At 38.2% G+C, this 12,670-nt stretch carries 14 protein-coding genes; 4 read left to right on the plus strand and 10 right to left on the minus strand.

What is annotated here, in order from left to right:
• Nucleotides 1-239 precede the first annotated feature (239 nt).
• The 5 genes from E0H89_RS16480 to E0H89_RS12255 all read right to left on the minus strand — a co-directional run bounded on the left by E0H89_RS16480 (nucleotide 240) and on the right by E0H89_RS12255 (nucleotide 4,447).
• Nucleotides 240-1,052, minus strand: a complete 813-nt coding sequence (locus E0H89_RS16480; RefSeq protein WP_165494052.1) for a hypothetical protein — start codon at nucleotides 1,050-1,052, stop codon at nucleotides 240-242.
• 135 nt (nucleotides 1,053-1,187) lie between these two features.
• Nucleotides 1,188-1,298: a DUF2474 domain-containing protein gene (locus E0H89_RS12240; RefSeq protein ID WP_131217495.1), complete on the minus strand. Its 111-nt coding sequence runs from the start codon at nucleotides 1,296-1,298 to the stop codon at nucleotides 1,188-1,190.
• Nucleotides 1,299-1,307: 9 nt separating this feature from the next.
• Nucleotides 1,308-2,312 carry a cytochrome d ubiquinol oxidase subunit II gene (gene cydB, locus E0H89_RS12245; RefSeq protein ID WP_131217498.1) on the minus strand — a complete coding sequence of 335 codons (1,005 nt, stop codon included), beginning with the start codon at nucleotides 2,310-2,312 and terminating at the stop codon, nucleotides 1,308-1,310.
• Entirely contained in the window at nucleotides 2,309-3,748 is a 1,440-nt protein-coding gene (locus E0H89_RS12250; RefSeq protein ID WP_131217500.1) for a cytochrome ubiquinol oxidase subunit I, read from the minus strand. The genes cydB and E0H89_RS12250 overlap by 4 nt, the downstream gene beginning before the upstream one ends.
• 273 nt (nucleotides 3,749-4,021) lie before the next feature.
• Nucleotides 4,022-4,447 (minus strand): DUF2946 domain-containing protein, encoded by a 426-nt coding sequence (locus E0H89_RS12255; protein ID WP_131217502.1) that lies wholly within the window; start codon nucleotides 4,445-4,447, stop codon nucleotides 4,022-4,024.
• Between the two features lie 249 nt (nucleotides 4,448-4,696).
• Here E0H89_RS12255 and E0H89_RS12260 point away from each other — a divergent pair, with 249 nt between their 5' ends.
• Complete coding sequence (locus tag E0H89_RS12260; protein ID WP_502698409.1) at nucleotides 4,697-5,140, plus strand: MarR family winged helix-turn-helix transcriptional regulator; 444 nt, start codon at nucleotides 4,697-4,699, stop codon at nucleotides 5,138-5,140.
• The gene (locus E0H89_RS12265; RefSeq protein WP_131217506.1) at nucleotides 5,137-6,342 is read left to right on the plus strand and encodes an MFS transporter; all 1,206 of its coding nucleotides are present in this window, start codon (nucleotides 5,137-5,139) and stop codon (nucleotides 6,340-6,342) included. The genes E0H89_RS12260 and E0H89_RS12265 overlap by 4 nt, the downstream gene beginning before the upstream one ends.
• 115 nt (nucleotides 6,343-6,457) lie before the next feature.
• On the opposite strand, the gene E0H89_RS12270 is transcribed toward E0H89_RS12265, so the two are convergent.
• The 4 genes from E0H89_RS12270 to E0H89_RS12285 form a co-directional block, all read right to left on the minus strand.
• Nucleotides 6,458-7,060 carry a nitroreductase family protein gene (locus E0H89_RS12270; RefSeq protein WP_131217507.1) on the minus strand — a complete coding sequence of 201 codons (603 nt, stop codon included), beginning with the start codon at nucleotides 7,058-7,060 and terminating at the stop codon, nucleotides 6,458-6,460.
• A gap of 280 nt (nucleotides 7,061-7,340) precedes the next feature.
• Nucleotides 7,341-7,832, minus strand: a complete 492-nt coding sequence (locus E0H89_RS12275; RefSeq protein WP_131217509.1) for a hypothetical protein — start codon at nucleotides 7,830-7,832, stop codon at nucleotides 7,341-7,343.
• A gap of 101 nt (nucleotides 7,833-7,933) precedes the next feature.
• Entirely contained in the window at nucleotides 7,934-9,328 is a 1,395-nt protein-coding gene (fumC, locus tag E0H89_RS12280) for a class II fumarate hydratase (RefSeq protein WP_131217512.1), read from the minus strand.
• Nucleotides 9,329-9,447: 119 nt separating this feature from the next.
• Nucleotides 9,448-10,455: an SDR family NAD(P)-dependent oxidoreductase gene (locus E0H89_RS12285; protein WP_131217514.1), complete on the minus strand. Its 1,008-nt coding sequence runs from the start codon at nucleotides 10,453-10,455 to the stop codon at nucleotides 9,448-9,450.
• A 613-nt stretch (nucleotides 10,456-11,068) separates the two neighbouring features.
• On the opposite strand from E0H89_RS12285, the gene E0H89_RS16730 reads away from it, so the two are divergent.
• On the plus strand, nucleotides 11,069-11,257 hold the full coding sequence (locus E0H89_RS16730) for a hypothetical protein (protein WP_250697866.1): 189 nt from the start codon (nucleotides 11,069-11,071) through the stop codon (nucleotides 11,255-11,257).
• A gap of 9 nt (nucleotides 11,258-11,266) precedes the next feature.
• Nucleotides 11,267-11,476, plus strand: a complete 210-nt coding sequence (locus E0H89_RS16735) for an amidohydrolase family protein (protein ID WP_250697867.1) — start codon at nucleotides 11,267-11,269, stop codon at nucleotides 11,474-11,476.
• Between the two features lie 567 nt (nucleotides 11,477-12,043).
• On the opposite strand, the gene E0H89_RS12295 is transcribed toward E0H89_RS16735, so the two are convergent.
• A complete protein-coding gene (locus tag E0H89_RS12295; protein WP_131217516.1) occupies nucleotides 12,044-12,514 on the minus strand; it encodes a hypothetical protein in 471 nt (156 codons plus the stop codon).
• Nucleotides 12,515-12,670 lie beyond the last annotated feature (156 nt).

Consider the following 12,670-nt stretch of genomic DNA (forward strand, 5'->3'; position numbering starts at 1 on the left):
CTGCTTATTTAGACAACAATTAAAAACGCCTTATCGAAACAAGGGAGTGTCTTCAAAAAACTTAATATTAAGAGTGAATTATCTTTTTGAGCGTGTACCTTTGTTGCTTCAGGCAGCCTCTTCTGATGTGAAAGCATATACTGTGGTTCATTGCTTTTTGCCAAGAAGAAAAAACTAAGGAATATGCAGCCTAACAGCAGAATGATTCACAGCACCAAATATGATAAGGGTTATTTAGCTCATTCATTAGCATATCTCAATTTTGATTCAAGATTGTTTTTAAAGATGGTTTCGGTAAATTCACCAAAAACAGATAATTTTTCAAAAAGATGTTCGCTGTACATCAAATCATCAATCAAATGCGCTGCATCATTTAATTTCATATGAAACTGACGACTGACTAAAGGTGCATTTTCATTTGTGATGTTTTGACAAACTCGTGCTAATTCGGGAGTCTTTCTTTTCCAGAATAGTGTTTTAAAATCAATTTCTGTCAAATTAAACTGTTTTTGCTCCAGTAATATCTCATCAAGCTGGACTTGAAATAGACTTTCTAACTGTTGTTTGGCAGCAGAATCCATTCCACTCTGCCCGATTATGGTTATATGCTGACAAGCAGGATCAAGTAAGGCTTTGGCTAAAGCATACATTTTAAACTCAACCGCATTAAATTCACTCGGCACCAAATCCAGACATAAATTCATTTCAGCAATGGATTGCTGATTTTTCAGTTCTAACGCATCAAGACGAAAATAATGGGTATAGACCTGTTTAACAATATTCTGTCTGGGGGCAATATAAATCGTATTCTGATTCAGGATAGCATGGATAAAAGGTGTAAATAAATAACTTAGGCTATTTTCTAAAGTGGAGCTTTGAAGGATGTAATTATGGGATGATTGCTGCATAGATCGGGCGGCTAGACTTTGCTGAAGAATGGCATCAAATTCGTCAAGAGTATGAATTCCCAGTCTTTGCAGGATTTTTTCCGAATCAATTTGATTCAAATCAAAAAAATCTAAAATAAATTGGAAGCTTAGACTTTGCAGCATGATCGCCTCGGACAATACGCACTATAAAATGAATAAACATAATATAAGACTTGAACTACAATGAAGTGGTCTGCGTTATGACAAGCAAGTGGTCTGTTTTTAGCAGACCGCTTTTAAAGTAACTTGAGTTGTTGATTAGATATAGGCCAATTGAATCAAGAGCCTGAATGCACCCGCCACTAGAACTAAAGCGAAAAATCCACCTAGCCACAACACAATAAACCACTGGGTTTGTGAGAGTTTCATATTCACTCCTTAATGATAGCCTTTATCACCAATCCGGACTTTATCGCGGAATACCCAATAGGATAATCCTGTATACATCAGAATAATGGGAATCAGCAGTAGCGCACCAATTAAGGTAAATAACTGGCTACTCTGTGGGGCGGCGGCCTCCCAGATGGTAACGGATGGCGGGATGATATAAGGCCATAAACTGATGAGAAAGCCGGTATAAGCCAAAATTACCAAAGCTAGAGTGTACATAAACGGGCTAAGTTCTTTGCGCTGTTTACAGGCACGTAAAGCCATAAAGGTAAACACTAAAACCAGAATCGGGACAGGACTAAAATAGGTGAGTTGTGGTTGACTAAACCAGCGTTCGGCAATTTCCGGATGAGCTAAAGGCGTATAAATACTAACGCAGCCAAAAATAATGAATAAGGCAACAATCATCTTCGGCATGATTTGGTACATTCGACTTTGCAAGTCGGCATCTGTTTTAAAGATGAGCCAGCCACAGCCCAGGGTGGCATAAAGCACCACCACGCCTATACCTGTAAAGACTGAAAATGGGGTTAACCAGTCTAAACCGCCACCGGTATATACGCCATTTGTGGTTTTAATTCCTTGAATGTACGCCCCTAGAATAATGCCCTGTAAAAATCCGGTTAAAATAGATCCTCCAATAAAGGCCATATCCCAAAAATGTCGGTTACGTCTGGATTTAAAACGGAATTCGAAAGCTACTCCACGGAAAATAAGCGCCACCACCATCAGAATAATGGGCAAGTACAGTGCAGAAAGTACCGTTGAATAAACCAGAGGAAATGCAGCAAATAATCCGGCTCCTCCCAACACCATCCAGGTTTCATTGCCATCCCATACTGGAGCAACAGTATTCATCATCACATCACGTTCTTGTTGACCTTTAAAGAAGGGAAACAAGATGCCGATACCTAAATCAAAACCATCCAGTACCACATAAATCAGTACACCAACAGCAATAATTACAATCCAGATAAAAGATAAATCAATCATTTGTCATTCTCCTGGTGGTTGTCGAGAGGCTGACCATCCAGCTCTTCATCGGTACTGCCCAATGGACGATGCGAAGCTTGAATAACCTTTTCTTCGCTATGTGGTACTGAATGAACAAATTCCGGACCTTTATGCATGATTCGCAACATGTAATAAATGCCAATACCAAAGACCACGCAATACACCACTACAAAAATAATCAGGGTTAATCCGACTTGTTCTGCCGACACTGGGGATAAGGCATCTTTAGTCCGCATCACCCCATAGACAACCCAAGGCTGACGTCCTACTTCTGTGGTAAACCAGCCCGCCAACATTGCGATAAAACCAGATGGCCCCATAATCAGTGCAAAACGGTGAAACCATGGACTTTCATAGAACCTGCCAGTTTTTCTGAGCCACAAACCTATTAGTGCTAATAACAGCATCAACACGCCCAGACCGACCATGATCCGGAAGCTCCAAAACACAATGGTTGAGTTTGGTCGGTCTTCAGGTGCAAATTCTTTCAAGCCTTGAACTTTGCCCTGCATAGAATGGGTTAAAATCAGGCTTCCCACATTTGGAATACCTATTGCATATTTCGTTTCTTCTGCCTGCATATCTGGAATACCAAATAAATACAAAGGCATGCCTTCATTATGATTGGTTTCCCAGTGCCCTTCTATCGCCGCGATTTTCGCCGGTTGATACTTTAAGGTATTGATCCCATGCATATCTCCAATCAGAACCTGCAAAGGTGTAAGAACCAACAGCATCCATAAGGCCATGGAAAAAGACGTTTTTACCAAAGCATCACGGCGACCTTTGATTAAATGCCATGCTGCTGTGCTGGCCACCAGCAAGGCTGAGACCAAGAATGCAGCCATTGCCATATGCGCCAGGCGGTATGGAAAAGAGGGATTAAAAACTATCGCCAACCAGTCTTGTGGAACGATAATGCCATTTTCAATGCTGAAACCTTGTGGGGTCTGCATCCAGCTGTTTGAAGATAGAATCCAGAACATGGAAATACAGGTTCCGACTGCCACCATGACAGTTGCAAAGAAATGTGCCCGAGGACCAACGCGCCCCCAGCCAAACAGCATAATGCCCAAAAATCCGGCCTCCAGAAAGAAGGCACTCAGCACCTCATAGGCTAAAAGTGGTCCTGTAACACTACCCGAGATTCGCGAGAATTCGCTCCAGTTGGTTCCGAACTGGTAACTCATGACCACGCCTGAAACCACCCCCATACCAAAGGCAATCGCAAATATTTTAACCCAAAACTTAAACAGGTCTTGATATACCGGGTTTTGAGTTCTGAGCCAGCGCCATTCTAAAACAGCAAGGAAGCTTGCAAGACCAATCGAAATTGCAGGAAAAATAATATGAAATGATACGGTGAAAGCAAATTGAATTCGTGCCAGTTCAAGTGCGGTTAATCCTAGATTCATAACATCACCTTTTTTAATTCGTCGATATGGTGAGTGAACACGCAGATACACAATCGCGTTATTTTTTTGTTTTGACCTGTTTCAGAATACTCTCGAAACTTCAGCAAAGTATGTTGATTTATTATTTCAGCATTATTTAAAGGACTTAAAATTTGGGCCCAGGCTGTCTTTTTCCTCATATATGAAGGAAAGAAATAAATATTCATGGCAATCTCTATAAAAATGGTTCATTAGTTTCATGTCTAAAACATGGCATCCAATTTTTTATACAGATCAAGGTGGAGCTCGACCCTGCGGTATTAAAAACAGCCGTTGTAGCTCAAAATAAACGTATTTAAAGCGCTGTACAAATACCAAAAAACGTACCTGTATCCGCTCTATCACTGTTTTAATAGCAAAATCAGGATGCAGAACCAGGTCGGAATAAACTTTGCAATATTGACATTGATGATTATGTGCATGATGTATAGGGTCATGCTGATAAGAAAAATAATGACCTAAAAATTCTAAATGATATTTTGTTTCACGAACTGGATTAGAAGTATCGACCTGATCAAATGAAGGTGCAATTAAATGATGGGTCATGGATAGACAGACCGGAGTAATATGATATTTTCCCGGCAGCAATGGCTGTAAATATACAGCAAGCTGTAAAAGTATTATTGCAAAAGCAAGCAGCAACCCATTACGTAGAAGCAAAATTTAATCTCAAACCATGTTTACCTGGCGATTTATTAGAAGCATTTAAGAGCAGAATTTAAATTCCATACCCTTCAATTCAACTTCTATCTACCTTCTAGTTTATAAAAAAGTATTTTCAAGGTGGTCTGAATATATTTAAGTCATTGGTCTTTTTTTGTCTAGAAAATTTATTTTCAACCTGATTAATACTTGAATCATCTTATAAAGAGGCGTAAAGTTAAATTAATTTAGTTACCCTGGCTAACTATAATGTCACCTCAACTTAAATTCCGAGCTTCATTATTACGCTGCGCGCGTCTCCTGAGTGATGAAATCAATACCATTTTATTGCCCCATCATTTGAATTATTCCTTATGGCAAGTGCTGTATGTAATTCAGTTAAAACAAGGCTGCACCTCGATCGACATTGCAGAGTATCTGAATGTCTCCAAGCCATCCATTGCAAAACGTATCCATGCACTGATGCAACTAGAAGTACTTGAACAAGTCGATACTGAAGACAAACGGCAAAAGAAACTGATCCTGAGTCAAAAAGGTATACAACTTTTTCAAATTTGCTCTGAAAAAATGGATGTTTTTGAACAGCAATTGCTCTTTCCACTAGATCAAGATATGCAAAAAATTACCCTGACTACCCTTCATACGCTTATGGATCATCTGCAAGATCTTAAATCAGGTACACAACCATGAATGAAAATGCCCCCTTATGGTCGAGAAATTTTATTCTTGTTAGCGCTATTAACTTTCAACTGGTACTGACCTTTTATCTGCTTGTAGTGGTGATCGTCGGTTATGCGGTAGCTGAACTCGGTGCAACCACGGCGCAAGCAGGCCTAGTCTCGGGTTTATTTATTGTCGGTACGCTAATTGGCCGTTTGTTTGTAGGCAAATTTCTAGAACGCTTTGGAGGTAAAACCACACTAATTGTGGGTTTAACCGGCTTCCTGATCTTTTCTGGCTTCTATTTTATGAAGTTCGATGTAGGTATGCTTTTACTTGTGCGATTTATGCATGGTTTTATGATGGGCATGGCCTCTACTGTTTTAGGAACCATTATTGCGCAAATATTGCCGCCAACTCGTCGCGGTGAAGGCATTGGTTACTACAGCATGAGCAGTACTTTGGGAACAGCGATTGGTCCTTTCCTCGCCATATGGATGATGCTGCACATTGGTTATGATTCCATTTTTATTGTTTCAAGCATTATCGCATTGAGTTGTCTTATAGTGGCTCTGCTGGTTCAAGTACCTAATCTTGCGCAACAAAATAACCTGCTTGATATTTCTGTGCCCGCTGAGAAACCCAGCTGGATTTCCCAATTTATTGAACACAAAGCACTGCCGATTTCTTTTGTTATGTTATTGGCATCTGTTTGCTATTCAGGTGTGTTGTCCTTTATCAACTTTTACGCCAAAGAAATTGATCTGGTTGAAACAGCCTCTTTTTTCTTCTTGATGTATGCCATTGCGATCTTGATATCGCGTCCCTTTACCGGTCCATTGCTGGATCGTAAGGGTGAAAATATCATCATGTATCCTGCTTTTATTATTATGGCAATTGCCATGGTTTTATTAAGCCAGGTACAAAGTTCGTTGATGCTTCTGGTTTGTGCAGGCTTACTGGGTTTTGGTTATGGCAATATTCAATCTGTTTGCCAAACTGTTGCGGTAAAAAGTGCCAGTATTGAGCGGATGGGTTTTGCGACCTCAACCTTCTTTATTTTTCTCGATGCAGGTTTAGGTTTTGGTCCTTATTTCATTGGTCACGCACTGGATTATATTGATTATTCACAACTGTATTTCTACAGCGCAATGTGTGTTTTAGTCTGTATTGTAGTTTACTATCTATTGCATGGCCGCAAGGCAAGCAAACGCCGATACATCTCTGCTTAAAAACAGGCATCTAAAAATAGCGCTGGTAGAAAGTCCCCTTTTACAAAAGCGGATTTAAAAAAAGAGAGATCAATCTGACCTCTCTTTTTTATTTTCTTTCTTGCAAAATCAACAATTATTTAAACACTTTAAAGCGCACTGCATCATCCATATAAGCTTTGTCTTTGGCTTCACCTTCGACTGAACCAAACACGAGCTGTGCCCGGAGTTTCCAACTTGCAGGAATATTCCATTCAGCATGTACTTGCTCATCGACAATCGGGTTGTAATGCTGTAGTGATGCACCTAAACCATCAGTATGTAAGGCAGTCCAAGTCGCGAATTGTGCAATGGCTGTAGAATGCTCTGCCCAAACCGGGAAGTTATCGGCATAAGATGGGAACTGCTCTTGCAAGCCTTGAATCACGTCCATATCTTCAAAAAATAGAACGGTACCTACACCGGCAGCAAAGCTATCCATTTTAGCTACGGTTTTTGCAGCAGCGTCTTCATCTTTCGCATAAGACTTGAGTTTTTCTTTCACAAAGCCCCAAAACTTTTCATGCTCATCATTAAATAAAATTACGGCACGTGAAGATTGCGAGTTAAAAGATGATGGACTTTGCTTAATTGCATGTTGAATCAATTCAGTTAAGTATTCTGGACTTTGTTCTACATTTTTACCCACTGCATAAATGGTACGGCGTTTATTAATTAAATCTAAAAACTGATTCGACATTTACTGAAATCCTTTGATATTTCCTCGGGAAGATTTGAACCAATCTGCTTACGCTGTTAAGAAAATGTGAAATATTAAATTTCATAACAATGAAAATGCAAATTTGTTACTGCCTTACCATATGCAATAATAATTCCAATATCTAGTACATTTTATTGATAATTAAATCTTTAATTTTTTATATAGAATCTTGCCTACAATTCAGTCAAAGCTTTTATAAACGACGAGGCTATAAAAAACCCCCAATATTTGGAGGATTTTTATACTATTAACTTCTATTTTAGAATTTAGCATTTAATATACTTTGTGATACTTTTTGCTTCCAGATATCACGTAAAGTTGGTAAATAGAATTTTTCACCAATTTCAACCAGTTCAGCATCAATTAATGCATGAATTTCGTGCATAAACAAATAATCCAATTCAACTGTTTTCAGGGTCTTATGAGCTTTGGCAAACTCTCTACGCTTTTGTTGCGCGGCTTTAACCAATTGATCTGCATAATTCTTATTTTTAAATTGAGAAATCGCATTTAGACGTAATTCAATCACGCCCCAGCCACTTAACAGTAATTTAAATAACTCAAAATCTTTTGTGGTCGATTCCCACGTCATTTCATCCAGATTCTCATCGTTAGGAAGCACCGGAAGCAGCAGCTCCATCACACTCGGAAAAATCTTTTTAAAATTCAAAATAAATTTAACAGGATGCTCACCAGGATAATCCTTAAATTGCACCTTTTTCTGAACATCTGTTAAATAAACATCAAGCATAATCAATCATCAGCAGTTAATCTCTCGCTATATTGTACGCATATATGCCACAGATAAAAACCACTGATGATCAATAGATCAGTGTTCAAGCCACTAGATGCTTATTTCACGTTAGCTGAAACCATATTTTCAGGGATCACCACGGCATCAAACTGTTCTGCTGTCACCAAGTTCAATTCAACTGCAACCTGTTTTAAGGTCTTGCCTTCTTTATAAGCTGTTTTTGCCACTTTTGCTGCATTTTCATATCCAATTACCGGGTTTAAAGCAGTGACTAACATGAGTGAATTATGCAGGAAATAATCAATTTTTTCACGGTTTGGCTCAATTCCCACAGCACAATGATCATTGAAACTATTACATGCATCACCCAGTAATTGAATCGATTGCAACAGGTTAAATGCAATCACTGGCATGAATACATTTAACTCAAAGTTACCCGAAGCCCCTGCAACATTAATGGTCGTATCATTACCCATAACCTGTGCCACTACCATGGTCATGGCTTCACTCTGGGTTGGATTGACCTTGCCTGGCATAATGCTTGAACCAGGTTCATTTTCAGGAATACGAATCTCTCCAAAACCACAACGTGGCCCACTGGCTAACCAGCGAATATCATTGGCAATTTTATTTAGACTGACTGCTAATGTTTTTAAAGCACCCGACGCAAATACCGCAGCATCACGCCCTGCTAAAGCTTCAAACTTATTCGGCGCAGTGACAAATGGCAAATCGGTTAATGTCGCCAATTCTGCCGCTGCTTTTACTGCATACTCCGGATGTGCATTTAAGCCAGTCCCGACAGCCGTTCCTCCTAAAGGTAGCTCATACAACCCTTCAAGTGCCTGATGTAAACGTTTCAATCCGTGGTCAAGCTGTGATACATAGCCACTAAATTCTTGCCCTAAAGTTAATGGTGTTGCATCCTGTAAATGTGTGCGTCCAATTTTAACAATATCTGAAAATTCCTTCGATTTTTCGTCTAATGTATCGCGTAAACGTTGTACTGCTGGAATGAGCAATTCGTTCATTTGCAGGCTGGCTGCAACATGAATGGCGGTTGGAAAAGAATCATTAGTGGATTGCGCACGGTTCACATGATCATTCGGGTGTACTGGCTTTTGCGAACCTAAAGGATTGCCCAGTTTTTGATTGGCAATATTGGCGATCACTTCATTACAGTTCATATTGCTTTGCGTACCTGAACCGGTTTGCCAGACCACCAATGGAAACTGTGCATCCCATTTCCCAGTAATCACTTCTTCCGCTGCATTGACAATATAATGTGACAATTCATGCGGAATTTGATCTAACTCGGCATTGGTGATGGCTGCCGCTTTTTTTACCAGCCCCATGGCCCGAATCATTGGTCGTGGTAAGCGTTCTTGCCCAATTTTAAAGTTTTGCAAACTCCGCTGTGTTTGCGCACCCCACATTGCTTCACTCGGAACTTCAACATCGCCCATTGTGTCGTGTTCAATACGTGTTTGCATCCTCAACCTCATTTCAATCTAGTTATATAACTTTAGCCAATTCATCTGTTTTGACATATTTAATGATCTTAATCAAATGTCTTATAATTATAAATGATTATTGTTTACATATAATTTTTTTAATGTCCTTTTAGTGTTTGCTGATAAAATCGCCAGGAATCTTCTATCATTTGGGTAATGGTGCGTTTAGGCTGCCATTTCAAAATTTCATGCGCTTTGCCTGTGGTTGCCCCAATCTGGTCTAATTCAGCATAAGTATAAAATGGTGCATCTATAGTTTTAATTTCGCTCTGGGTGACTTTGGCGACTTCGCTCAGTAAAGCACGAATGGACATATTCTGCCCTGCAATATTAAAAGCATCACAGGTATAAGGTTGAATTCTAAGCCATTGCAAAGTCGCTATAATGGCATCACAGCAATCCAACACATGTAAAAAACTGCGTTCGACGGTACGATCTAAGGTATGAGCTTGCTGACGTAACTCAATATAATCTCGTTGTTTGGCGGCAGCTTGCAATGCCAAGGGAATAATATTTTTAGGTAAAGGTGCCACGAACTCTCCTAACACCGCATGTTCAAAGGCACCTGCAATATTACTTAATCTCAAGATTGCAATTTTCCATTCACTGTCTGTTAATGCAGTATCTCGGATGATTTCTTCTGCCATTTGTTGCGACTTGATATAAGGATTCGGATAAGAATAGTTAAAAGGCATTTCTTCTGACAGGGTTGAACTTGACTGTCCATATACGGCCAAACTGGATAAATGGATTAAGGTTCGAACTCCTGTGCGCTGCATAGCACGCAGCAAACTCATAATGCAGCTCACATTATCGTTATAGTATTCCAGTGGTTTAAGTGCCGATTCCTCAATTGATTTAAAGCCTGCGGCATGAATGACCGCTTCTACAGAATATTGTTCAAAAACTTTGTTTAAAGCGGGTGTATTACGAATATCAATTTTGACAAATGGCACATACATACCGGAAATAAATTCGAGACGTTCTAAGGTTTGTAAACTTGCATTGGATAAATTATCAACAATAATGACTTCTTGCCCATGCGCCATGAGGCTTAAAGCAATATGTGAACCAATAAAGCCTAAACCACCAGTCACTAAAATCATTGTTTAGATACTCCTTATATTAATCAGTATCTTATATTTTATAGATGTATTTTTGGTGTCCTTGCTAACTTATCCACAGATACTATAAATAAAAAACCGACTCAAAATTTCTCTTGAGTCGGCTAGTCTGCAAGAGAATTATAAGATTATGTTAAAGGCTTAGAATATTTCATGTGTTGCAGTTATGACTATTAACTGTTGTTATTTATGATAAGAGATAATTACTCATTGAGTAGTTTTTATTCAGACGATTCTTCATTAATTTTAAATGAATTAAGACTATTTTTATATTAAAATGGTTAAAGCCCCGACTTGAGAGCTTTTAAAAAGTCGATCTGATTGAATAATCTTATATTGTAAACTTCATAGTTTTGCGTCATCTGTATTCTGCAAGAATTTTAAGAAAAATATCTAAAAGCTTTAATGCTTGTGTAATTAGTCTTGTAAAAATTTCAATTAAACTTGTCTATTTTCAATATATTCTCTGCTTATAAAAATATACTTCGATGGTTTTTGACGTTCTAACCTTTACTGTCTAATTTAGACAGAGGGCAATACAACAAAACAATATTTAAAAATTTTGTCATGCTAATAACAATAAAGAGGGTTTTTATTGTCAATAAACCAGGACGGAAATAATAATGAGCAAAATCAACAGACTAAACAGGCAGATTTAATCTCTGAAAGTGCTACAGTTTATACTGCAGATACTAAGGATGTTGAAGCTCAGGCAGGTGCGGAAAAAGATGGAAAAATTGTTTATATGAGTAATGATACCGGGCATAAAACATGGCGTGATTAAGATACACGCGTGATCAACTTACAAGGTAAAACTTTATTGCCAGGCTTTATTGCTACTCATAACCATGCATATCTTCGTGCAGAATCGATGTATTGGGTAAACTTAGCAGCGCCGAGTCTGGAAGGTTATAAACAAGAAACTCAAGCCTTTTTAGCCACACGTCCAGATACTAAACAAATTCGTGGTGTCGGTTGGAATTTGAAATATATTCTTGAATAGGCTGAGGCAACAGGCCGTTCTCCAACACAGTTAAAAACTGTTCTAAGAATAAAATCAGGACATAAAAAAAGGCGCTAATTGAGCCTACTTGAGTTTTCAAGCCTGTTTCCAGTCTTCAATTAATTTCATTTTAAAGTTTCCTCAAGTTGTGTGATTTTTTCTTTCATGAGTGATTTGAATAATGGATGAACCAACTCAGATGCATGCGGCGATAAGCGAGACTCTTGAGTCATTTCCTTTCCTGTAAGCAATAAAAGAACATCTAAGAAGTGGACAGACATAAAAAACCGATCTCATTTGGGTTGGCTTACATTTTCTAGATATAGGTACAAATAGTTATTGTGAGCAAAATTGTTAAGAACCATCATGCTTGCATTTTTCATAATTCCATTCGACACCAATGGGTAGTTGGAAAACATATTTCATAGGAAATATGTTTTCCTCTTTACTTTCCGGTCCAGTGAAATCAAAAACCCCGGTGTTAGGTCACTGGGATTTTCTTTGGTTAATATAGGTTTAGGGAGTAAAAAAGCAGCCTAGGGTGCCTTATATGCAGTCTTAACTAAATTATTTAATTTCAGATTCTTCAATATTTTTAGGTAAATTAAGACTGACTTTGAAATTTCCAATTTCATTCTCACCTCCCCAATCACCATATATTAATGCTGTAACTTCAATTGCTGCATCTTCAGATAAGTTCTTATTATTTAATAATTTTAGAAATTTTAGAGCATCATCGTCGCTCAAATACCCCACTTGAATATCATTAATAAGTACCATAACTGCATGTGTATATTCAGTATTGGTGAAGTCCTTAACCAAAAGCGCAGTAACCACTTTGCTTACTGAATTTTCAAGCTTTGGGCCTACTATTTCAACTAATGGCTCTTGGTGATCTCTTTCACCAATAACGCTATGGGTAAATTTATTTTTTGAAACTTTTTTAATTTCTCCACCCAATTTAAATTTAGTATGCGCGCCTACCATAACAAAAGCAGTGACAGCTATGATTATTACTATTAAAAAGATTAGCCCCATAATTACTACTCTTTTATTTGTGCGATTTGAGTTTATGAATTTAACATAGAAAAAAATGATTTTTTTTAGCCCCTAAGGAAGCTTCTTAGGGTATTTGTGTTTCTAAATAAATTATTCTTATTTGGACACATTAAAAGTAACCAATTTAAAAGAAAA

It is taken from the genome of Acinetobacter sp. ANC 3781, assembly GCF_004331285.1.
Lineage (GTDB): Bacteria > Pseudomonadota > Gammaproteobacteria > Pseudomonadales > Moraxellaceae > Acinetobacter.